This is a genomic window from Bacterioplanoides pacificum (assembly GCF_042648445.1).
In the GTDB taxonomy this organism is placed as follows: domain Bacteria; phylum Pseudomonadota; class Gammaproteobacteria; order Pseudomonadales; family Oceanobacteraceae; genus Bacterioplanoides; species Bacterioplanoides pacificum.
In genome coordinates, this window is sequence record NZ_JBHRYB010000013.1 from 373,294 (window position 1) to 396,069 (window position 22,776).

Genomic DNA, 22,776 nt, shown 5'->3' on the forward strand with positions numbered 1-22,776 from the left:
GGCTCATCGTTGTGATAACGCCTGAATTTCCGCTTCACTCAGGGCTTTGTGATACACCCTGACATTATCAAACGCCTGGCCCGGAGCCAGCTGACAGCGACGCGCATCGCCTTCACCGCTGCATTGCAGTGCGGCATGACCACCGACCCGGAACGGCGATCCGCCGCCATACCCAGAACTGTTCATCGCCGCCATAATCGGACCGTCACCCGCCGGCAGTGCCGCCGCCGCGCCAATTGCAACGCCGTTTAAATAGCCGCGTAACTGCTGTACCGCAGCCACATCAACTTCCGGCAATACCGGACGGTCCGGTTCGGCATTAATTTCCACACCGGAACCACCGCCGCCACTGCAGGCCGTTAATAACACCAGGCACGCCACACTCACGAGTTTTTTCATGTTTTTTTCTTATTACTGATCAATAACCGGCGCAAACTAGCACGCCACTGAACAAGCGCTCAATGAATCTGCGAGCCAGTACCGGGGTTATGGTTGTTTTTGCGCGACAGTTCACATTGCCGTCAGTAATAAAAAAGCCGCTGGCGCTGGCCCAGCGGCTCGTTGGTGATGTTGTTCATATCGAAATACACCATCAGGCGATCGTTATGGCTGTAAGAAGAGCTGTTACCACCGTCGATGATATTATTCGAACGCCCTTCACCATCGGCGTCGTATTGCAGGCCGTCAAACACGACATTTTTCTGGGTAAATTTAGCGACAAAATAACTGTTGTCTTTGCCGTTTGGCACATCGCCATAATAGAAATGGTTATCGTAAGTCGATAATTTCCAGTCGAGCTTGCCATCCAGACCAACAAAATGATTACCACCTATTTCATGGCCGCTCAGCTCGGTGGTTAAAATATTGTGAATATGCTGCAGTTCAACCCGGCCACCACTGATTATGAAAGTGGCGTTCAGGGCTATCAGCAGGTGCTTGTCTCAGTGCTTTGCCAGCTCCCTCTGCGCATTAACCACAAGCGTTATTCCACTTATACCAAGGTATTCATGTGTCAAAAAGTAACACCAGGAATAATATTTAAATCATTGTTTTTTAAAGGATTTTAAAAACAGAGGTAACACTCTTTCAGAGTTAATACCAAGGTCTATCTTCTTATATAGAGACGCCTCCCCTAGCTTGAATGGGCATCTAATAAAAACTAGGAGGGGGTTATGGCTTTTAAGTCAGACGACGATAAACAAGCCTATTGGCGCAGAAACATCAGCCTGATGATCAAGTTGCTGATTCTGTGGGCAGTAGTTTCTTATGGCTTCGGTATTCTGCTGCGGGACGTGCTCGATGCAATTCCTATCGGCGGTGTGGGTTTAGGTTTCTGGTTCGCACAGCAGGGCTCCATTTATGTATTCCTGTTCATTGTGTTCTTTTACGCCAAAAAAATGCGTGAACTCGATCGCGAGTTTGGCGTAGACGATTAATACGAGGAGCTATCTATGGATCTGCAAACATTAACGTATTTAGTAGTTGGCGCGACCTTCGCGCTCTACATGGGGATCGCAGTCTGGGCCCGCGCCGGAACCACGGGTGAATTTTACGCCGCCGGTGGCGGTGTCCACCCGGTTGCCAATGGTATGGCCACCGGGGCTGACTGGATGTCGGCGGCCTCGTTTATCGGCATGGCTGGTCTGATTGCGTTTAAAGGTTATGACGCCTCTATTTTCCTGATGGGCTGGACCGGTGGTTATGTGTTACTGGCACTGTGCCTGGCACCTTACCTGCGTAAGTTCGGCAAATTTACGGTGCCGGATTTTATCGGTGATCGTTATTACTCCAGAACGGCACGTATTGTTGCTGTTATTTGTCTGATCGTGGCGTCTCTGACCTACGTTATCGGCCAGATGAAAGGCATCGGCGTGGCATTCTCTCGTTTCCTCGATACCGATTATTCCACCGGTTTATACGCCGGTATGGGCATCGTATTTTTCTACGCCGTATTGGGTGGCATGAAAGGGGTAACCTACACTCAGATCGCTCAGTATTGTGTGCTGATTTTTGCTTACACAGTTCCGGCGGTGTTTATTTCCCTGAACCTGACCGGCAACCCGCTGCCACAGCTGGGCTTCCTCAGTGATACCGCCGACGGAACCCCGCTGCTGCTGAAACTGGATCAGACTCTGGTCGACCTGGGCTTTGCCGAATACACCGCTCAAAAAGGCGGCAGCTTTAATATGCTGATGTATACCCTGTCGTTAATGATGGGTACCGCAGGTCTGCCCCACGTTATTATCCGTTTCTTCACCGTGCCAAAAGTATCCGATGCGCGTAAATCAGCAGGCTGGGCATTGCTGTTTATTGCCATTCTGTACACCACAGCACCGGCGGTAGGCTCAATGGCACGTCTGAATCTGACCAATACCATTCAGAACCCAACACTGGAAGTTGGTGATCCACAAGCCAACCTGGTGTATGACGAACGTCCGGACTGGTTCAAAAACTGGGAAACCACCGGTCTGCTGAAATTTGAAGATAAAAACGGTGATGGTCGTATTCAGTACTACAACGACAAAAATCCGGAGTTTGCCGCCAAAGCAGAAAGTTTCGGCTGGAAAGGCAACGAAATGACGAAGGTCGACCGCGATATTATGGTACTGGCCAACCCTGAAATTGCACAGCTGCCAAACTGGGTAATTGCACTGGTGGCTGCCGGTGGTCTGGCTGCGGCGCTGTCAACAGCAGCGGGCTTATTACTGGCGATTTCTTCCGCTATTTCCCATGACCTGCTGAAAAGCACCTTTATGCCACAGATTAACGAAAAGCAGGAATTACTCGCCGCTCGTGTGTCGATGGCCGGTGCGATTCTGGTAGCCGGGTATCTGGGGCTTAACCCGCCGGGCTTTGCTGCCCAGGTGGTGGCACTGGCCTTTGGTCTGGCCGCATCCTCCATCTTCCCGGTACTGATGATGGGTATCTTCAGCACTAAGGTAAACAACACCGGTGCAGTCAGCGGTATGCTGGTCGGTCTGACCTCCACGCTGGTGTATATCTTCACCTATAAAGGCTGGTTCTTCGTATCCGGCACCAACATGCTGGCGAACACGCCGGACAACTGGTTCCTCGGCATTGCTCCGGAAGCCTTTGGTGCGGTTGGTGCGTTACTGAACTTTGCCACCGCCTTTATTGTGTCGAATATGACGGCACCAATTCCGGAAGAAGTCCGCCATATGATTGAAGACATCCGTGTTCCTAAAGGGGCCGGTGCGGCACAGGATCACTGATCCGCTGATGGATAAGTCCGCCATTTAACGGACTGAGAAAACCCGGCCAGTGCCGGGTTTTTTTATGCCCGGATGGTGCCACCATCCGCCGGACTCAGAAACCCGGGGCCTGAAACACGTAACAAAACCGACACTTGCCAAGCCTGGCGAAAGCCAACATAGTGAAACCATAGTGATCAAGGAGAATGATTATATGGCTGCTACCAAGTCCGCTACCAAGCTGTACGTACTGGATACCAATGTTCTGATTCACGATCCTCAGGCGATCCTGAATTTTGAAGAACATCAGGTCGTTATTCCGATGACGGTACTGGAAGAACTGGACAAATTAAAAATGGGCAAGGCGGCCATCGCCACCGACTGCCGTGAAGCCATCCGTCAGATCGACCGTATTATCGGTGATGCCACACCGACCGAAATCGCCAAAGGGGTTCCCATTATCCGCCCCGACGGTAACACGCAGGGACACCTTTCTATTTTGCTGGATCGTTTTGAATCGCCCAAACGAGCCCTGCCATCCGACCTCAACGACAATAAAATTATTAACAGCATGGTCGGGCTGCAGGAAAAATATCCGCGTCGCGATGTGATCCTGATCACCAAAGACATTAATATGCGCCTCAAAGCCCGGGGCTGTGGCCTGGGTGCACAGGATTATCAGAACGATCAGCTGGTCGATGATGTGTCATTACTGGAAACCGGTTATTTCACTTGTGCCGGGTCGTTCTGGGACAGCCAGCAACAGGTTGAAACTTTCCACGACGAAACCGGCACCTACCATCGCATTGCACTGACGGACCTGCCGGAAGAGCTCTACCTCAATCGCTTTATTGTGGATGAAAAAGGATTTGTCGGGAAAATTGTCAGCCTGGAACAACAGCAGGCCGTGTTACAGGACCTGTCTGGCGAACAACTGCTGAGCCAGAGCGCCTGGGGCCTGTCGCCGCGTGATATTCCACAAGCGCTGGCACTTAACCTGTTACTCGACCCTGATGTCCATCTGGTCACCCTGACGGGCCAGGCGGGATCCGGGAAAACCATCCTGGCACTGGCTGCCGCCATCGAAATGACAGTTGCCACCAGTCAGTTCCGCCGCATTATCGCCACCCGCAGCACCCGGGGGCTGGACGAAGACATCGGTTACCTGCCAGGCACCGAAGCAGAAAAGATGGAACCCTGGTTAGGCGCTATTACAGACAATCTGGAAGCGTTACACAGCGATGATGAACATTCACCTTCCAGCGTCGACTACATCCTGCAGAAAGTGCCATTACAGTTTAAATCACTGAACTATATCCGCGGCCGTAGTTTCCAGCACAGCCTGATATTAATCGACGAATGTCAGAACCTGACCCCCCACCAGATCAAAACCATCATCACCCGCGCCGGAGCCGGCAGTAAAGTGGTTTGCCTGGGTAACCTGGCACAGATCGATACCCCGTATCTCAACCCGATCAGCTCCGGCCTGACCTACCTGATCGAACGTTTTAAAGGGTTTGCCCATGGCGGGACCGTTCACCTGGAAGGTTCACCCCGCTCCGAGCTGGCAGAATACGCCGAAAATCATTTATAAGCCGGAGAATTGCTCTCTGAACTTTGACGATATAAGAAACCTGAACTATATAACTATGACACTTATATTTTTTAGCCACCCTTCATCCGGTGGCTGATTATAAATTCACCTACCTCCGGAGATTCCACGGAAGGTTGTATGAAAAAACTGATTCTGAGTGCCCTGCTGACGGCGTCCGCCACCACGGCTTCTGTAACCGCCCTGGCAGAAGAAAAAATCTACGAGCTGGAATTTGAAACCGATTCCAACTGGACCAGCCTGGAAATCCGTGACGATGCGGTATTCGTCAATGCGCCGGCCGGTCAGAGCATGAACGTCACCGCCAAAGACGGGCTGCGTTCCTACACCATTTCACCCAAAAAAATCCACCTGCGCTCCCGTACCCGCGGACTGGTGAATATGAATGTGTTCGTTAAATCCAAAAATAACGTTTTGGGTCTGACCATCTGTAAAGGTTCCCCCAGCAGCTACACCTGGATTAAATCTGAACAATCAAAACAGAAGAACGATCTGAAGAAAAAGGATTATTGTGAACCGGCAGCACTGGTGTTAAACCTTTTCTGAGTTTCAAAGCGCATAAAAAAACCGCCAGCTGGCGGTTTTTTTATGCCTGAGGCAACCACTGAAATGTCAGCTGACCTTCCAGGTTTTTACAATTTCAAAACCGTATTCCGCAATCCATTCATCCAGTTGACGTGGGTTACGCTTAATTTTTTCCACTTTCTCATGGGTGGCCGGATTCTGGTACACACCCACCGCCAGTTTTGGCTTAGGCAGGGTTGAAGGTTTGGTCGCTTTAGTGCCACCACGCGCTTCCTTGGCGATCACCTTTTCAAAGTGTTTCTTCAGATTTTTATAAATGGAAGACGGTGACTCATTCTGAGACAGGCCAACAATCCAGTTTTCAATTTTTTCCGCGCGGGAAACGTATAATTCTTCTTCCGTCAGGCTGTTCTGATTGCACAGACGTTTGATCTGAACATCAAACTCTTTAATACCTTCAAACTTCTTTTCCTGATCCACTTTCAGCTTTTCCAGTTCCTGGATTTTTTGCTGATGCTGCTGGATCTGTTTATCGATATCAGTCGCAAACACGCTCACTTAGTACCTCGGATATTAGTTAAACGATTAATATAGTTCAGTTAATGAATGACAAATTAATCAATATATTCCCAAGACGGGAATGAAAGGGAGATTGATATTAACGGATAACCGCTACGAATAAAACAACCAGTTTAACCAAACAACACATCGTCCTGTTGCCACAAATCGATACCACTTTGTTCAGCATTCCGGACGTTTAATTCCATTTGCACCATATCTGCTAACTCACGTAATTCCACATCCGGTAAGCCGCGCAGATTCAGCTGCCGGAAGATACGTTGTTCGATCAGATTTTTTTCATAACAACTGCGATGTGCGGGCCCGGTTCCCGGTACCGTCAGGGGCTCCCCGGACAAAACATTTTCACGGCAATAACAACACTTCATAGCAATACCATTACGAAACGTGTGCGCATTGTAGGGAGCACACGCCGACAAACAAGCCAGCAAGCCTTGGGTTATTCCCGCAGCGTTCAGAAACGTCCTGAAGTATAGCTATAACTCTTTGATTTTAAAGAAAGTATTTAAGGATCACCGGGTAGTGAAGAAGCGTAGGGAATTGTTACCAAATGCAATTTTTTTAATCTGCCGGCCAGATCACGACTGGCCGGTATAACTACCCGGGCAGAAACACCCTATCAGCGGAGGTTTTGTACCACCTGATCACGGTAACCGGTAATTACCTGAATCGTACCGGACCACTGTTTATCCAGCTGACAATCACCACTGTCGATCGTTAACGGCCGCCCGGCCAGCGCCGTCAGTTTACTTTTGCTGGAAATCAGACAGACATTCTTTTTGCCCAGACGCTTAAGTACCTGCGGGCTGAACTGCTGATTGCCGCGGCCAATAATATGGCCCTGGCCACCCATCACACTTAATACCGCCCGGGCGCGGGGATATTGATCCAGCAATGCCAGAATGCCCTGCTCGCTGAGGTCCTGACCAACCAGCTGTTGCTGAAATACCGCATCAACACCTAACAGTGTGTTATCCAGCTGCAGCTCCTGCATCACCGCCTGAGTGGTTTTGCCGGAACCAATCAGGTACAACACGTCTTCGTCGTCTTCCATCATCTCGCGTATATAAGCGGCAATATCGGCCAGTACCAGCTCTTCCGATTCCACCCCGCCCTGTTTTACAGCCTGGACAAAATGACCCAGCTGAGGCACCTGCAGTTCACCAAAATGACGGGCGACAACCCGGTCCTGGCGAAAGGCTTCCTCATCCAGATCACGGACTTCAGATTCTTTGATATCCACCAGCTTTCCGCTAACCAGTGCGCGTAATACTTCACCACTGGCCTGCGGTGTTACGCCATATACTGCGGAATGAATTTTCACCCCGGCAGGAATACCTAATACCGGAATATCACTGCGACCCGCCTGTTCCAGTGCCTGCAGAATATCCCGCGCGGTACCGTCACCACCGGCAAAAATCAACACATCCACCCCGGCGTCGGCCATTTGCCGGGCTGCCTCACGGGTATCCGCGGCACAGGTCACACCGGAAGATGGCAGTTTGATATCCACCAGGCTGACACTGAACCCCATCGCCGTCAGCAATTGTTCACCCATTTCTCCCGGGCAACTGAGAAACCGGCAGTTATGTTGTTGTTCGAGCAGACACTGCAAGGCCTGCTCGCTGCGCTGCATGGCTTTTTTTTCCGCCCCGCGGCGAAACGCTTCTGCGGCCATGCCATCACTGCCTTTTAAGCCAACAGCACCACCAATACCGGCCAACGGATTAATAATCAGTCCAAAGGTGATCATACCGGGTTCCCGTTAAAAATAAGCGATTATTATATCCTGATCAGAGCCAGCCGGATAACTGGATACCAATACCAAAACGTTCCTGATAACGATCGTAATCGATCAGACTTTCGCCATAACCATTAAAATATTGCATGTAACCTTTCAGGCGTTTGGTCATCGGAAAACTCCACTCCAGCTGCAGGGCACCGCGATTTTCGTCAAAATTTAAATTATTGCGGAGCGTCACCGAAAAATTATGCTGATCCATCACGTGTAAATAAGATAATTCACCCGGCCCCATATAATCGTCTATATCTGGGTTATCGTTATCGCTCGGGTCAAACGGATCAGCGGAACTTTCTTCCGGAATACGCCACCAGGCGCGTAAATACCAGATACCATCGCCGACGATCGACGCGGCATGAAAAATCACCCGGTTCCAGCTGCGAGATAATGAACTGGTCTGGCCGTTAGACTGGTGATTCAGCGCCAGGCCAGCCTGCTCCAGCCAATCAATGTGCTTGGGACGCCAGGACAAAATCAGCTCAGGCTCGTGATTGGTTTCACGGAAAGGTCGGGAGATTTCAGAATTATACGCCTGCCAGAACGAACGGTTGGTATAACCGACTTCCAGCGTACTGTGTTTGCCCACCAGACCTTCGGCCAGCAGGTATTTAATGCTGATCTGAAACATCGCTTCCACGTGATCAAACTCACCCGGATCCTCTGCCTGGCCATTACTCAGCTCATTCACCAGCCGCTCCCATTCCCGTGGGTTGGGTCGTGACTGATAGGTCAGTGGCAGAATATAATTTGGCCGGTGTGGCAATAACACATAACGGCTGTTAGCCGCCGCCCGCTCAACCTGAATTTTTTCCACCAGCGTGGGCAGATTACGTACGGCTTCCGGCAACTCCTGTGGATCAATAACCTCCACTTGTTGCAGGGTGGTTTTCAGCGGTGAATCATCCGGCAGCAACACCTCATCTGCGCTGCTGTTAGCGTTGCTATCGACGTTGGCATTGCCGTTGTTAGCGGCGTTGTTGTCAGCCAGTACCGGAACTGATAACAGGCCCGTTAGCAGGGCCAGGGGAAACAGGCGCATCGTTTATCCTCAACAGATTATCCTCGCGCCGCATCATAATAACCTGCTCAGCCGGATACCAGCCCACGGCTAAAATAACCCGTTATACCGCCAGTAAATCCGCTTCAATATAGGGGGTACGGGCATTCTGATATTCATTTTTGCAGTGTGGGCAAATACGGATATCGTTACTTAACACACGGTTATGTAAATGAATCAGCTGCTGATCATGCTCCCAGCAATAAGAACAATAAGGCTGGCCATAGGGGCGATTATCGGCAGTGCGATAATAGCCATCCCCCCGGCGTTTAATATTGCCTTTATAGGCCAGCGCTTCGGCCTGGCGTAGCAGTTGCTGGTCTTTTTCTTCGATACTGTGCTGCAACAGGCTGAGCTCCATCTTGGCCACCGAAATATAACCGGCCAGATCGGTCAGCTGCTGCTTCATTTCCAGCCGCTCCAGTATAAAGTTGGCGTCACGGATTTCTTTGCTGATCTCCGTAGCACCATTCAGGCTGCGCAATACAGCGTCAACTTTTCCATAACCCGGCATCATTTACTCCCGACAAAAATATGACAGAAAACAGTTTCAGCTAGGTCAGAGCAGAATTAATGCCAAAAAGCTGCCTGCCCGGGCCAAGATTCCGGTCAGGCAGAAGGGAGGGAAATTATTTTTCCACGAAAGCGCGTTCAATCACATAGTGACCGGCCTGGCCGGCACGGGCTTCTTTAAAACCCAGTTCGTCCAGCATGCTGGTCAGCTCATCCAGCATCGCCGGACTGCCACACAACATAAAACGATCGTTTTCCGGATCCAGATCTGCCAGGCCAATATCCGCGGTTAATTTGCCACTACGGATCAGATCAGTCAGCCGCCCGGTATTGCGGTAGGTTTCACGGGTTACAGTGGGGTAATAAATCAGTTTATCGCGCACGATATCGCCAAAATATTCGTTGTTCGGTAATTCCTGTTCAATACGATCCTGATACGCCAGCTCAGACACATAACGCACACCATGCGTCAGCACCACCTTGTCATACTGCTCATACACATCCAGATCTTTGATGATGCTCATAAAAGGTGCCAGACCGGTACCGGTGGATAACAGATAGAGGTTTTTACCGGGTAACAGGTTATCTGTGATCAGCGTACCGACCGGCTTGGTACCCACCAGAATTTCATCCCCCACCGCCAGCTTCTGCAGTTTTGAGGTCAAAGGGCCGTCCTGCACTTTAATGGAAAAGAACTCCATTTCTTCTTCATAATTGGCGCTGGCAATGCTGTATGCCCGCAGCAACGGCTTATCCTCAACTTCCAGCCCAATCATGGTGAAATGACCGTTTTTGAAACGCAGCCCCTGATTGCGGGTGGTGGTAAAGCTGAACAGGGTTTCATTCCAGTGATGAACACTGGTCACAGTTTCGCGAATCAGGTTACTCATGATCGGGCTCCGGGTAAGTGGTTATTGATTGCCACACAGCATAGTCTGACGGATAATATCGGTAAAACGACTTATCTTTATATAGATATTCGATTTTACCGATATAAAGACCCTCTCCGGGAGCTATTGCTATGCGTTACAGCCTGCGTCAGCTGGAAGTATTTCTGGCCATTGCCAACTATGAAAATCTGACCCGGGCAGCCAATGATCTGGCGATGTCTCAGAGTGCTGCCAGCAGTTCACTGAAGGACTTCGAAAGTCAGTTTGATATCCAGTTGTTTGATCGCGTCGGCAAACGCCTGAAACTGAATGAACAGGGCCGTCAGATCCGCCCCCGGGCAGAAGCGTTACTGGCGCAGGCGCGGGATTTCGAGCAGGCACTGACCCGTCACGCCGATGCCGGGCCGCTGAATATTGGTGCCACCCTGTCGATCGGTAATTACCTGGCGGTTGGCCTGATGGCCGAATATATGAAACAACACCCGGAGGCCGCAGTGCAGCTGGAGGTCGCCAATACCGCCCGCATCGCCGAGCAGGTACTGAACTATCAGCTGGACACCGGTCTGATTGAAGGCGAACTGAACCACCCGGAGCTGGATGTGATGTCCTGGCGCGATGACACACTGGCCATTTTCTGTCACCCGGAGCATCCACTGGCAGTGCAACAGCAGCGCGGTGATAACATCCGCGATCAGGATCTGCTGGCAGCCAGCTGGATTTTACGTGAACCCGGCTCCGGCACCCGCCAGGCGTTCGACCGCACCATGCACGGCTTATTACCTGAGCTGAATATCAGCCTCGAACTGCAACACACCGAAGCCATCAAACGTGCGGTGGAAGCCCAACTGGGCGTGGGCTGTTTATCACTGATCACCCTGCAGGATGCATTCAAACGTGGCAGCCTGGTGCAGATTGACGTTCCGGCCCGGGACTTCTCGCGCACCCTTTACCTGATAGTGCACAAACAAAAGTACCGCAGTGCAGGGCTGAACGCCTGGTTGCAGTTATGTCGCGACTACCCATAAAAGGCTGTTTTTATTTACTGACTGTCGTATCAGGACAGCGTTGCCGCCGCTGAAGTTGCTACACTGAATTAGCGATTGCTGCCGGGACTTACGAATGACCAATATCCGACACTGCGGCCACACCTGGCTGATCCTGTTACTGACCATCCTGTTACTGCCAGGCCTGTCTGCCCGGACTCAGGCTGAAGACGACATTAAGGCGCATAAAACCCCGCCACAACGCGTACGGGTGGGGGTATATCCGTTTTCGCCGTTTGCCGAATACGATGATCAGGGGCAGCTGCGGGGCATGGCACAACGGCTGATCGCCATTCTTAATCAGCACCAGCAGCAACTGACCTTTGAAGCTGTTCCTGTGTCTCCCAAGCGCCGTTATCAGGCCTATCTGAATCAGGATGTCGATGCATTTTTATACGAAAATATGAAATGGGGCTGGGCGCGGCGTAACATTGATATTCGCGCCAGCCAGCCGTATCAGTCGGGTGGCGAATTGTACATAGCACAGGCCGCGCCGGGACGAGACCAGCGCTTTTTTGAGCAACTGCAGCAGCGTCACCTGGTTGGCATTCTCGGCTATCACTACGGTTTTGCCGGCTACAATTCGGATGAGACCTTTCTACGTGACAATTACCAGATCACCCTGACCTGGGATAATCAGAAAGTGCTCGATCTGCTACAGCGGGGTCATGGTGACGTGGCGCTGATGTCAGAAGCCTACTGGCAACGATTCGTGCAACAAAACCCGGCGAAAGCATCGCAGTTTCTGGTGTCCGAAAAATACGACCAGCATTATTCACACAGCATCCTGATCCGCCCGCAATTACTGGGGCAGCACCAGCTGGATAACCTGGTCAGGGAAATCACCCGCCGCCGTGACTTTCGTCAGCTGATTCTCGACTACGGGATTTCGCCACACCAATAAGCCTGCACACAGGCCTGGCAGATACAGCGCTGGCCACGTTGTTCTGCCGGAACCAGCTCCAGCAGCTCCTCCGGCAACCGCTCATCCAGCGTCATACACCAGCAATCACGCGGATTGTGGTAACCGGGACGGGCCATCAGACACTGATTATCAGTCCCGCACAGCGGGCAACAAGCTGGCGCTTGTGGTACCTCATCACAACCACCGTCAGCGGCATAAAATAATGCCTCCGTCTGGGTATCAGGAGTTGGCTTTTTCATAGTATTTGGCCGCCTGCCAGGCGCTTTCCATCTGCTCGCTGGTCGCCTGTTGCCAGCCACCCTGTTGTTCTATCTGTTGTTCAACAAACTCAAACCGTGACTGAAAACGCTGGTTAGTGCCACGTATCGCCTGCTCCGGATTGATCCGGCTGTGGCGGGCCAGATTGGTCACGGCAAATAATAAATCACCAATTTCATTTTCCAGCGCCTGCTGATCACCACTTTCCAGTTCGGCTTCCACCTCAGCCAGTTCTTCGCGGATTTTATCCAGTACCCCAGCGACGTCCTGCCAGTCAAAACCGACGGCGGACGCTTTTTTCTGCAACTTGACCGCCCGGCTTAAGCCCGGCAATGCCAGCGGCACATCGGCTAACAGCCCCGCTGCCGGCAACGCTCGCCCGGACGCCTGTAACAGCCGCTTTTCTTCCGCTTTGATGGCCTCCCAGTTAGCACTGACTTCGGCTTCCTGCGGTGTAATCTGCGGATCACGTTCACTGGCTAAATCCCCCTGCGGGAACACATGCGGGTGTCGCCGGATCAGTTTAGCCACCAGCTTGTCGATCACCGAAGCCACATCAAACAGCTGTTGTTCACTGCCGATCTGGCCATAAAAAATCACCTGGAACAGCAGGTCTCCCAGCTCTTCTTCCAGGTGGGGCCAATCCTGACGTTCAATCGCATCCGCCACTTCGTAGGCTTCTTCCAGGGTATGCGGCAGAATACTGGCGAAGTCCTGTTTCAGGTCCCACGGGCAACCGGTTTGAGGGTTGCGTAAACGCTGCATACAAAACAACAAATCATCCAGCCGATACATCAATGACCTCCGCGAATACGCCGGGCACTGGTGACGTTGGGCAACTGGGCAATTTTATTCATCAGCCGTGACAGACCCTCGAGACTTTCCACCTCAACAGTGATGTTCATGCTGGCGGTATTTTCCCCCGGGTTCGACTGGGTGTTCACCGCCAGTACATTCACTTTTTCATTGGCTAACAAGCCACTGACATCGCGCAACAGCCCGGTACGGTCATAAGCTTCAATGCTCATATCCACCGGATAATTCTGACTCGGACGCGCGCCCCAGGAAACCTGTAATACCCGTTGTGGTTCGGTCATTTCCAGATGCAGCAGGTTTTCACAATCACTGCGATGCACGTTCACCCCGCGGCCAATGGTGACATAGCCACGGATATCATCTCCCGGTACCGGCTGGCAGCAGTTGGCCAGATTGGTCATCAGGTTGCCGACCCCTTCGATAAACACATCATCGGCACTGGCGGCTTTCTGACTGGTTTCCGGCTTGCGCAGCAGCGGCAGTTCCTGCTGGTCCATCTTCGGTGAATTACGGTCGGCCTGCTGCAATACGGCATGCACAATTTGTCCGGCGCGCAAATCACCGGCTCCCACGGCAGCAAACATGTCGTCGACCGACTTCATGTTCACCTGCTCGGCAATTTTCTGCAGCGGCTGGTCGACCAGGTCGAGGCGATCGAGTTCGCGCAACACCAGCTGCCGTCCTTCTTCAATATTCTGATCTTTCGCCTGCAGCTTAAACCAGTGTGCCACCTTCGCCCGGGCGCGGCTGGAATGGATGTAACCGGCTTCCGGATACAGCCAATCGCGACTTGGATGGGCATTGGCGTTGGTCAGAATTTCCACCTGCTCACCGGTTTTCAGCAGGTAAGTTAACGGCACAATCCGGCCGTTCACCTTGGCACCCCGGCATTTGTTGCCGACCTCGGTATGCACCCGGTAGGCAAAGTCCACCGGTGTGGCTTTAGGTGGCAGGTCCACGACATGGCCATCCGGGGTGAAAACATAAATCCGGTCGGGGCTGATATCGGAACGTAACTCACCGATCAGCTCGGGCAGATCATCCAGTTCTTCATGCCATTCCAGTACCTGACGCAACCAGGCGATTTTTTGCTCATAGCCCTGGTCTTTGGCATTAATGTCGGTGCCTTTGTACAGCCAGTGGGCACATACCCCCAGTTCGGCATCTTCGTGCATCTGGTGAGTACGAATCTGAACCTCAAGTATTTTGCCTTCCGGGCCGATCACAGCGGTATGCAACGAGCGATAACCGTTTTCTTTCGGGTTGGCGATGTAATCGTCGAATTCGTTCGGGATATGGCGCCACAATGAATGCACGATGCCCAGCGTGGCATAACAATCCTTCACTTCCGGCACCAGAATCCGCACCGCCCGGATATCGTAAATCTGAGAGAAATCGAGGTTTTTGCGGTTCATTTTGCGCCAGATGCTGTAGATATGCTTGGCGCGGCCATAGACATCACATTTGATCCCGGCCCCCAGCAATTCGTCGCGCATACGCTGTACCACCTGCTCAATATAGCTTTGGCGGGTCAAGCGTTTTTCATCCAGCAAACGGGCAATTTTTTTATAGGAATGGGGCTGCAGATAACGAAACGCCAGATCCTCCAGTTCCCATTTCAGGTGACCAATACCCAAACGGTGTGCCAGCGGTGCATAGATATTAAACACCTCTTCGGCCACTTTACGGCGTTTATCTTCCGGTGCGTCTTTCACCGCCCGGATTGCCGACGTACGCTCAGCCAGCTTGATCAGCGCCACCCGCACGTCATCTATCATGGCGACCAGCATTTTGCGCATGTTATCCACCTGGGCCTCACGCTGGCCCAGCACGGTCTGATCTTTAGCGCCATCATTCTGAATGGCACTGATGGCTGCCATGCGCAACACACCTTCAATCAGCTTGGCAACATTGTCACCAAACTCCTTTTCCACTTTACGCAGTGCCAGCCGCCCTTCGCGCACGGCCCGGTACAGAATAGCCGCCACAATGGAATCGGTATCCAGGCGTAAATCGAGCAGAATCTGAGCCATTTCCAGGCCCATCTGTACACTGTCAATCGACCAGTAAGTACGGTTGGCAATCGCTTCATCGGACAACTGTTTGGCGGTAACCAGGGCCTGGCGAATGACTTCCGGGTCGCCGACTTCGAGCGACTGCTGAATACTCTCCATCCAGCGATCCACATCCAGTGAACCGTCATGGAGCAAGGGGTGGGTATCTCTGACCTTAACCATGTCTGTTTTTACTCTTATATTGCAGCAGCACCATGGTCTCTACATGATGGGTCTGAGGAAACATATCCATAATGCCTGCTTTGACAACTGTGTAGCCTGCGGCGGTTAAGCTGGCCAGATCGCGGGCCAGTGTTGCCACATCACAGGAAACATAAACAATGCGCGGAACCTGGCGACGAATCAGCTCTTCACACACCTGAGCAGCACCGGCCCGGGGAGGGTCCAATAACACCGCCTGAGGTTCGGGTAACGCCTGTAAACAACCCGCCTCCGATAAATCCGCCTGTTTTGCCAGCAAAGGTAACGCCAGTTTTTCAGCCTGACGCTGAATGCTGGCCACCATATCCGGTTGTACTTCCACGGCCAGCACCTGCTGACTGAGTCGTGCCAGCGGCATACTGAAGTTGCCATGGCCGGCAAATAAATCCCAGATACAGTCGTTTTCAGTCACCTGCAACCACGCCAGGGCCTGGGCAACCATGGCCTGATTCACTCTGGCATTAACCTGAATAAAGTCATCCAGCGCCATATTCAGGCGTAATCCCTGAACCTCATGCCATAACGGCGCAGGCGGATGTTGCGGGAAAATACACTGGCTGTGGTGTTCATCTTTCAGCCACAGCTGCAGCGGTTGTGCATCCTGCTGATAACGCGCAACAAAGTCGCACAACTGCTGCTGGTCCTGGGCTGATAACGGCTTCAGCTGACGCAACACCAGCGCCAGGGCGTTATCCGCAGCGATAACCTCAATCTGGCTGATGGCATCACGGCCCTGCAGGCCACTGATCAGCTCACGCCAGGCCGCCCAGTCCAGCACCGGGTGCTGTACCAGCACCGGACAATGATCGATATCGGAAATATGACTGGAAGCGGCTTCACGGAAGCCAATGTAATTGCGTTGTTCGGCTTTGCTGAAGCGCACCCCCAGGCGGGCTTTGCGGCGATAATGCCAGGGCTCACCGACGATCGGTTCCAGCCACTGCTCCACGGCAATCCCCTGACGCTGAAATTCACGCTGACTGCGTTGTTGCTTGGCCTCCAGCTGGGCCTCACTGCTCATGTGTTGCATATCGCAACCGCCACACTGACGGTAATGCGGGCAACCGGCGTCGCGGCGCTGATCGGATGGCGTCAGTACCTGCCGTAAGCGTGTTTGCCAGACTTTTTTTCGTCGTCCGTCAAGCAACACCTCAACCGTTTCTCCCGGTAACGCACCGGGTACAAAATACACATCACGGCCGCGACGGGCGACGCCCTGGGCATCGGACGTCAGGTTGTCAATTTCCAGAGTCAGGCATTGTGATTCCGACGTCTGTGCTGCGCTGTTCTGTGCTGCGCTGTGTAGTGTGCCCTGCCCTTTGGCAGCCGGGCGTTTTGCCGTACGGCGCACTGCTGCCGCTGAACGGCGCTTACGTGGATGTGCCACCAATAACTCCCAAACAGCTCCAGCCGAAGCGAAGCTTTAATAATTTGACGCAATGATGGGGGTAATCCTCACATTTTCAAGGCTTACTCGGGTGCAAACACGCCGGAAGATAAATAACGGTCACCGCGATCACAGATAATCGCCACAATCGTGGCATCATTAACCTGCTCTGCCAGCTTTAATGCGCCGGCAACAGCACCACCAGACGAGACACCACAGAAAATTCCCTCTTCACGCGCCAGCTGGCGCATTGTCTGTTCCGCCTCCTGCTGGCCGATATCCAGTACCTGATCGACCCGCTGCCGGTCAAAGATGGTTGGCAGATATTCCTGGGGCCAGCGCCGGATGCCCGGAATGGCAGCACCATCGGCCGGTTGCAGGCCAACGATCTGCACCGCCGGGTTTTGTTCTTTCAGGTACTGAGAGGTCCCCATGATGGTCCCGGTCGTTCCCATCGAGCTGACGAAATGGCTCACCTGCCCTTGGGTTTGTTGCCAGATCTCCGGACCAGTCCCCTGATAATGCGCCAGCGGATTATCCAGGTTGCCGAACTGATTGAGCACAATCCCCTGCCCCTGCTGCTGCATCTGTAACGCCAGATCCCGGGCCCCTTCCATACCACTGTCTTTGGATACCAGAATCAGCTCAGCACCGTACGCTTCCATCGCCCAGCGCCGTTCCATGGTGGCGTTATCCGGCATAATCAGAATCATGCGGTAGCCCATAATGGCGGCGGCCATCGCCAGCGCAATCCCGGTATTCCCGCTGGTGGCTTCGATCAGGGTGTCACCGCGGCGGATATCACCACGCGCCTGTGCCTGCTGAATCATTGACAGTGCCGGCCTGTCTTTTACAGAACCAGCCGGATTGTTACCTTCCAGCTTGAGCAGAATCGTATTATTACGACCGGCCGGAATAATCCGCTGCAGCCGCACCAGTGGGGTATTACCGACGCAGTCGGCGATGGTCGGGTAACTGATCTCGCTCACGCTGTTGCTCTCAATTCAGATGACTTATAACAGAAGACCGCGATTCTAATGCTTTGTTGCAGTCATAGGTAATAACGAAACGGTATTTCGTTATATACATTGCAGATGACAGCCCGGCTCTGCCGCTTTACTCTATGACTTTTGCCCAATAACCACCTCGGAAACCGCATGAAGCACTGGAAGATCCAGTCCCGGATTATGTATATGGCACTGGTGCCCGGCATCATTGTGTCGCTGACACTGGGACTATTCTTTATTGTCGACCGCAAACGTGACCTCGACGATCTGCTCAACCAGCGCGCACTGGCGATGGCGAAACAACTGGCTCCCACCTGTGAATACGGGGTTATGACCGGCAATTCCGGTATTTTGCAAAACATTGCCAACAATATGCTGGAAGAACGGGATGTGCGCTCGGTCAGCATTTATAACCAGGACGTCGACATGCTGGCCCACGCCGGGCCCAAAATGATGACCGAACGGGTCGGTTCTGCGGAACTGCAGCAAAATCAGCTACAGCTGTTACGTACCCCGGGTTCGGTGCGGGTACGGGCGCCGGTATTCGCCGAAAACCTGGTGATTCCGGATCAGTTCTCCGAACAGTTTTACGCCCAGGAAAGCAAACAGATGCGGTTATTGGGCTGGGCCGAAGTAGAACTGTCGAGCGCCAATACCCGGCTGCAGCAGTACCAGCATCTGGCCAGTTCTCTGGCTGTTGTGGTGCTGGTACTGCTGGGCTGCAGCCTGCTGGCGTATCACATCAGCCGCCAGCTGACGGTACCGATCAGCACTTTGGTCGATGGCATTCATGAGCTGAGCGAAGGCCGTTACGATTACCGCATTAAAGTCGATTCCGGCCCTGAGTTTGAGCGCATGGCCAAAGGTGTGAATTCACTAGCCAGCACCATTCAGCACGCCGAACTGGAATATCAGCAGAACCTGGAGCAGGCGATGCGCGATTTACAGGAAAATGTCGATGAAATGGAGATCCGCAATAACGAGCTGCAACTGGGACGAAAAAAAGCGATTGAAGCCAGCCAGATGAAATCCCAGTTCCTGGCCAACGTCAGCCACGAGATCCGCACCCCTCTGAACGGCATCGTCGGTTTTACCGGTTTACTGGAGCGCACCGGAGTCAGCAACCTGCAGGCCGATTACCTGGGTACCATTCGTAAATCATCGCAGGATCTGCTGAAAATTATTAATGACATCCTCGATCTGTCCAAAATTGATGCCGACAAACTGATCCTTGAACACAGTCCGTTTGATCTGCGTGATGTCCTGGAACAGGTACTGACGGTGCTGGCACCACAGGCCTACGACAAACAGCTCAGCCTGTACCAGCAAATTGCTGACGATGTACCGCTGCAGGTCGTTGGTGACCCGCTGCGACTGAAACAGATCCTGACCAATCTGGTCAACAACGCCGTCAAATTCACCGAACGTGGCAATGTCAAAGTGCTGATTTCACGCATCAGCCAGACCGAGCAACGGGCCACTCTGCAGTTTGAAGTCCGTGACACCGGCATTGGTATGACAGCCGACCAGATCGAACGGATTTTCGACACCTTCTCGCAGGCGGATGCCAGCACCAGCCGCCGCTTTGGTGGTACCGGCTTAGGCCTGATCATCAGCAAAGCCCTGGTTGAAGCCATGCATGGCGGCGTTAAAGTCGAAAGTACTCCGGGACAGGGATCAGCGTTTATTTTCCATATCGATATCGACATTAACCGCGATTATGTCGCCGACCAGCAGCCACTTCTGAGCCAGCAACGGGTCGCAGTCCTGGAAACCAACGACTTCAACCGCCAGCTGCTGGAATCATTACTGAAAGACTGGCAGATGGATTATCAGCTGGCTCAGGACGAAGCTCAGCTACGCGAACTGTTAGCCGCCGACCAGCCGCCGTCCGCCGTCTTGCTGGCCGTCGACCGGCAACAGATTCATAAGGCTCCGCAACAGGCCTTTTTACAGCAGCTGGCGTTGCTGGATATTCCGGTCATTGCCATGGTCAACAGTGTCGAACACGAAGAACTGCAGTGGCTGGTCAGCTGCGGCGCGACTCAGGTGTTGTCGATCCCGCTGGTGCAGCAGAAACTGTGTGACACCCTGCGCCGGGTACTGTTACCGGAACCGGAAACAGCGCCTGACAACGGCGACAACCCGACCATCAGCGAACAACGCGAGCCACCACTGGTACTGGCGGTTGATGACAATGAAGCTAATCTGAAGTTGGTCACCGCGCTGCTGGCTGAATTGGGCGTGCCGGTATGCTCTGCAACCTCCGGCCAGGAGGCCATCGACAAAGTGACCGCCAACCCGGTGGAAATGGTACTGATGGATATTCAGATGCCAAACATGACCGGTCTGGAAGCCAGTCAGTATATTCGTGGTTTACCCGGCAAGGCCCACCTGCCGATTGTCGCCCTCACCGCCCACGCACTGGCGGATGAAAAAGAGCTGTTACTCAACAGCGGTATGGATGACTATCAGACCAAACCCATCAATCTGGAAACCCTGGCGCACTGCATACAACGCTGGACCAACTATCAGCCGCAGCTGAATCAGCCGGCCAGTCCTTCGCTCACGCCGCCCCAGAATCCGGCAGCCAGCAGCACAGCGGTCAGCGAAGTCATTTTTGACGCCACAGAAAGCCTGAAGCACGCTAACTACAAGCAGGACCTGGCCTGCGACATGTTCAGTATGTTGCTGCAATCGTTACAACGTGACAGCGCAGCAGCACTGGAAGCCTGGGAAGCGGAAAATTTCGACGAGTTACTGGAGAAAGTGCACAAGATTCACGGCGCTTGCCGCTATTGTGGCGTACCAAGGCTGCGCAGCGCGGTCTGTAATTTTGAAACCGAACTGAAATCCGATAACCGGCAACAACTGCCGGATCATATGCGACACTTTATGGCCGAGGTCGACAGCCTGCAACAATGGGCCGCCGGGCACGACTGGCTGAGCTTATTAGCCCGCGCTCAGCGTGAAATAACAGCAAACGCCTGAATCCAGGGCCCTTCGTCCGACAGGCTGATGAAGGCCTGCCGTCCGCCCAGTTGCTGCATACGCAACAGCGCCGCCTGATACAGATTGACCCGCGGCGCTCCCTGCCGGTCGCTTAACACTTCCAGTTGCTGGAACCCCACCCCTTTTGCAATACCGGTACCCAGCGCTTTGGCCAGCGCTTCTTTAGCGGCATAACGTTTGGCCAGGTAATTGATACTCTGATGACGCTGCTGCCACACCTGCTGCTCTGCCGGGGTCAGGAAACGTCTCACCAACCGCTCACCATGACGTTGATAAGCCTGTTCGATGCGGCTGACATCCAGCAGATCGGTACCAATACCAATAATGCCCTGAGCCTGGGGAAATTCCACCATCAACCGTCACCCGCGTTAGCGAACGCTGGCTTTTTCCAGCAGCTCACGCATTTCTTTAACGGCGTCTTTTAAGCCAACAAACACCGCCCGGGCAACAATGGCATGGCCAATGTTCAGCTCATTCATTCCCGGGATCGCGGCAATCGCTTCAACATTATGGTAATGCAGACCATGGCCGGCATTAACAATCAGTCCCTGTTGCTGAGCATAGGCTGCTGCCTCGCGGATACGCTCCAGTTCCTGCTGCTGTTCAGCGTCACTTTCGGCATCGGCATAAGCACCGGTGTGTAATTCAATAACCGGCGCACCACAGCGCAGCGTGGCATCTATCTGAGCAAAATCCGGATCAATAAATAACGACACCTCGCTGTTTACCGCCGCCAGCCGCTCACACGCAGCCGTAATCGCCGCTTCATGAGCAACAACATCCAGACCGCCTTCGGTGGTCAGCTCTTCGCGCTTCTCCGGTACCAGGCAAACAGCTTCCGGGCCAACCTCTTCCGCCAGTGCCAACATGGCCTCAGTCACCGCCATTTCCAGATTCATACGGGTATTTAAGGTTTCTGCCAGCACATACACATCACGGGTCTGAATATGACGCCGATCCTCGCGCGGGTGAATGGTAATACCATCGGCACCGGCTTCTTCGGCTAAAAAGGCCGCCTGGGCCGGATCCGGATAACGCGTGCCCCGGGCCTGGCGCAAAGTCGCGACATGATCAATATTCACACCTAATAACACGCGTTGCGGGTTTTTAACCTGGGTCATATTCGGATCCTTTAAAAATTCAGAGAGAGGTTGCTGTGAATAATTCACGACTGACTAACGGCCGTTCCAGAATGTTCTCCAGCGACAGCCGCAACACCTGCTTAGCCATTTGCCAAACACTAACACTGGCCGGTAACCGGGAAAAGTCCTGCAGCCAGGTTTTGAACGCAAGAATATCTGCACCAGAATATTGCCCGGCACCATGCAGAACAAATCCTTCCTGGGCATTAAACTGATAACACTGCCGGGCATCGATTTGCCGTTGCAGACTGTCGTACTGCCAGGACACACCATAACCCAGTTGCAGCAACAACTGGTGTTCAAATAGCCGCAGCCAGGGCTCTGCTGAACCACCCTGCTGCAGACCATTTAATACACTGCGATAAACCTGAAATAACACGGGAAGCGGCTCGTTGCGGGATAATAACCGGACTAATAATTCATTCAGATACAGGCCACAATACAAAGCGTTACCGGCCAGCTCAAAACGTTGCTGTAACTGCACAACTTTAATATTTGGCCAATCTTCGCCGGCACGCCAATCGGCCTGACATTGCTGAAAACAATCGGGAGTAAAGGTGTTTTGTTTGGCAGAACGTCTTGGCGTTACAACGGCTAAACGGCCTGCTTCTGCAGAAAAAACATCCAATAAAAACTGATGTTCGCCGACCGGCTGACGCTGCAAAACAAACAGCTTTTTCATGGCTTCACTCGTCCATCGAGCCGAGGAGTTAAAAAGCAG

Annotated in this window: 23 protein-coding genes; 7 read left to right on the top strand and 16 right to left on the bottom strand. The window is 52.9% G+C overall.

All coding sequences use genetic code 11. The annotated features are described in order from the left end of the window. Positions 1 to 3: 3 nt before the first annotated feature. Both ACFOMG_RS12925 and ACFOMG_RS12930 read right to left on the bottom strand, forming a co-directional pair. The gene (locus ACFOMG_RS12925) at positions 4 to 399 is read right to left on the bottom strand and encodes a hypothetical protein (RefSeq protein WP_376867133.1); all 396 of its coding nucleotides are present in this window, start codon (positions 397 to 399) and stop codon (positions 4 to 6) included. Positions 400 to 521: 122 nt separating this feature from the next. Beyond that, positions 522 to 749 (bottom strand): hypothetical protein, encoded by a 228-nt coding sequence (locus ACFOMG_RS12930; RefSeq protein WP_376867134.1) that lies wholly within the window; start codon positions 747 to 749, stop codon positions 522 to 524. Between the two features lie 423 nt (positions 750 to 1,172). Here ACFOMG_RS12930 and ACFOMG_RS12935 point away from each other — a divergent pair, with 423 nt between their 5' ends. The 4 genes from ACFOMG_RS12935 (at position 1,173) to ACFOMG_RS12950 (ending at position 5,370) form a co-directional block, all read left to right on the top strand. Next, positions 1,173 to 1,436: a DUF4212 domain-containing protein gene (locus tag ACFOMG_RS12935; protein ID WP_376867136.1), complete on the top strand. Its 264-nt coding sequence runs from the start codon at positions 1,173 to 1,175 to the stop codon at positions 1,434 to 1,436. Between the two features lie 15 nt (positions 1,437 to 1,451). Continuing rightward, the gene (locus ACFOMG_RS12940) at positions 1,452 to 3,233 is read left to right on the top strand and encodes a sodium:solute symporter family protein (RefSeq protein WP_376867138.1); all 1,782 of its coding nucleotides are present in this window, start codon (positions 1,452 to 1,454) and stop codon (positions 3,231 to 3,233) included. 193 nt (positions 3,234 to 3,426) lie between these two features. Then, entirely contained in the window at positions 3,427 to 4,806 is a 1,380-nt protein-coding gene (locus tag ACFOMG_RS12945; RefSeq protein WP_376867140.1) for a PhoH family protein, read from the top strand. 138 nt (positions 4,807 to 4,944) lie between these two features. Continuing rightward, positions 4,945 to 5,370, top strand: a complete 426-nt coding sequence (locus ACFOMG_RS12950; RefSeq protein WP_376867142.1) for a hypothetical protein — start codon at positions 4,945 to 4,947, stop codon at positions 5,368 to 5,370. 66 nt (positions 5,371 to 5,436) lie between these two features. Here ACFOMG_RS12950 and ACFOMG_RS12955 read toward each other — a convergent pair whose 3' ends face one another. The 6 genes from ACFOMG_RS12955 to ACFOMG_RS12980 form a co-directional block, all read right to left on the bottom strand. Continuing rightward, positions 5,437 to 5,907 carry a hypothetical protein gene (locus ACFOMG_RS12955; protein WP_376867143.1) on the bottom strand — a complete coding sequence of 157 codons (471 nt, stop codon included), beginning with the start codon at positions 5,905 to 5,907 and terminating at the stop codon, positions 5,437 to 5,439. Between the two features lie 134 nt (positions 5,908 to 6,041). Further along, positions 6,042 to 6,266, bottom strand: a complete 225-nt coding sequence (locus ACFOMG_RS12960) for a hypothetical protein (RefSeq protein WP_376867145.1) — start codon at positions 6,264 to 6,266, stop codon at positions 6,042 to 6,044. A 281-nt stretch (positions 6,267 to 6,547) separates the two neighbouring features. After that, a complete protein-coding gene (locus ACFOMG_RS12965; protein ID WP_376867146.1) occupies positions 6,548 to 7,681 on the bottom strand; it encodes an ATP-NAD kinase family protein in 1,134 nt (377 codons plus the stop codon). A gap of 40 nt (positions 7,682 to 7,721) precedes the next feature. Beyond that, positions 7,722 to 8,768: a phospholipase A gene (locus ACFOMG_RS12970; RefSeq protein ID WP_376867148.1), complete on the bottom strand. Its 1,047-nt coding sequence runs from the start codon at positions 8,766 to 8,768 to the stop codon at positions 7,722 to 7,724. Positions 8,769 to 8,850: 82 nt separating this feature from the next. Beyond that, entirely contained in the window at positions 8,851 to 9,303 is a 453-nt protein-coding gene (locus ACFOMG_RS12975) for a hypothetical protein (RefSeq protein WP_376867150.1), read from the bottom strand. A gap of 112 nt (positions 9,304 to 9,415) precedes the next feature. After that, on the bottom strand, positions 9,416 to 10,189 hold the full coding sequence (locus ACFOMG_RS12980; protein WP_376867152.1) for a ferredoxin--NADP reductase: 774 nt from the start codon (positions 10,187 to 10,189) through the stop codon (positions 9,416 to 9,418). Positions 10,190 to 10,320: 131 nt separating this feature from the next. Here ACFOMG_RS12980 and ACFOMG_RS12985 point away from each other — a divergent pair, with 131 nt between their 5' ends. Both ACFOMG_RS12985 and ACFOMG_RS12990 read left to right on the top strand, forming a co-directional pair. Further along, entirely contained in the window at positions 10,321 to 11,214 is an 894-nt protein-coding gene (locus tag ACFOMG_RS12985) for a LysR family transcriptional regulator (RefSeq protein ID WP_376867153.1), read from the top strand. Positions 11,215 to 11,308: 94 nt separating this feature from the next. Continuing rightward, positions 11,309 to 12,136, top strand: a complete 828-nt coding sequence (locus ACFOMG_RS12990; RefSeq protein WP_376867155.1) for a hypothetical protein — start codon at positions 11,309 to 11,311, stop codon at positions 12,134 to 12,136. On the opposite strand, the gene ACFOMG_RS12995 is transcribed toward ACFOMG_RS12990, so the two are convergent. The 5 genes from ACFOMG_RS12995 to cysM form a co-directional block, all read right to left on the bottom strand. Further along, positions 12,112 to 12,396 carry a cysteine-rich CWC family protein gene (locus tag ACFOMG_RS12995; RefSeq protein WP_376867157.1) on the bottom strand — a complete coding sequence of 95 codons (285 nt, stop codon included), beginning with the start codon at positions 12,394 to 12,396 and terminating at the stop codon, positions 12,112 to 12,114. The two genes, ACFOMG_RS12990 and ACFOMG_RS12995, sit on opposite strands and share 25 nt — an antisense overlap. After that, the gene (gene mazG, locus ACFOMG_RS13000) at positions 12,377 to 13,210 is read right to left on the bottom strand and encodes a nucleoside triphosphate pyrophosphohydrolase (protein WP_376867159.1); all 834 of its coding nucleotides are present in this window, start codon (positions 13,208 to 13,210) and stop codon (positions 12,377 to 12,379) included. The genes ACFOMG_RS12995 and mazG overlap by 20 nt, the downstream gene beginning before the upstream one ends. Beyond that, a complete protein-coding gene (gene relA / locus ACFOMG_RS13005; RefSeq protein WP_376867160.1) occupies positions 13,210 to 15,468 on the bottom strand; it encodes a GTP diphosphokinase in 2,259 nt (752 codons plus the stop codon). The genes mazG and relA overlap by 1 nt, the downstream gene beginning before the upstream one ends. After that, entirely contained in the window at positions 15,461 to 16,894 is a 1,434-nt protein-coding gene (rlmD, locus tag ACFOMG_RS13010; RefSeq protein WP_376867163.1) for a 23S rRNA (uracil(1939)-C(5))-methyltransferase RlmD, read from the bottom strand. Before rlmD ends, relA begins: the two co-directional genes overlap by 8 nt. A gap of 83 nt (positions 16,895 to 16,977) precedes the next feature. Further along, positions 16,978 to 17,874: a cysteine synthase CysM gene (gene cysM, locus ACFOMG_RS13015; RefSeq protein WP_376867495.1), complete on the bottom strand. Its 897-nt coding sequence runs from the start codon at positions 17,872 to 17,874 to the stop codon at positions 16,978 to 16,980. A gap of 177 nt (positions 17,875 to 18,051) precedes the next feature. On the opposite strand from cysM, the gene ACFOMG_RS13020 reads away from it, so the two are divergent. Beyond that, the gene (locus ACFOMG_RS13020) at positions 18,052 to 20,892 is read left to right on the top strand and encodes an ATP-binding protein (RefSeq protein ID WP_376867165.1); all 2,841 of its coding nucleotides are present in this window, start codon (positions 18,052 to 18,054) and stop codon (positions 20,890 to 20,892) included. Here the strand turns inward: ACFOMG_RS13020 and acpS are convergent. Genes acpS through recO form a run of 3 tightly spaced genes read right to left on the bottom strand, consistent with a single transcriptional unit; the run spans position 20,865 to position 22,737 of the window. Then, entirely contained in the window at positions 20,865 to 21,266 is a 402-nt protein-coding gene (gene acpS, locus ACFOMG_RS13025) for a holo-ACP synthase (RefSeq protein ID WP_376867167.1), read from the bottom strand. The genes ACFOMG_RS13020 and acpS overlap by 28 nt on opposite strands. 15 nt (positions 21,267 to 21,281) lie before the next feature. Continuing rightward, a complete protein-coding gene (gene pdxJ, locus ACFOMG_RS13030) occupies positions 21,282 to 22,034 on the bottom strand; it encodes a pyridoxine 5'-phosphate synthase (protein ID WP_376867169.1) in 753 nt (250 codons plus the stop codon). A gap of 19 nt (positions 22,035 to 22,053) precedes the next feature. After that, on the bottom strand, positions 22,054 to 22,737 hold the full coding sequence (gene recO, locus ACFOMG_RS13035; protein WP_376867170.1) for a DNA repair protein RecO: 684 nt from the start codon (positions 22,735 to 22,737) through the stop codon (positions 22,054 to 22,056). Positions 22,738 to 22,776 lie beyond the last annotated feature (39 nt).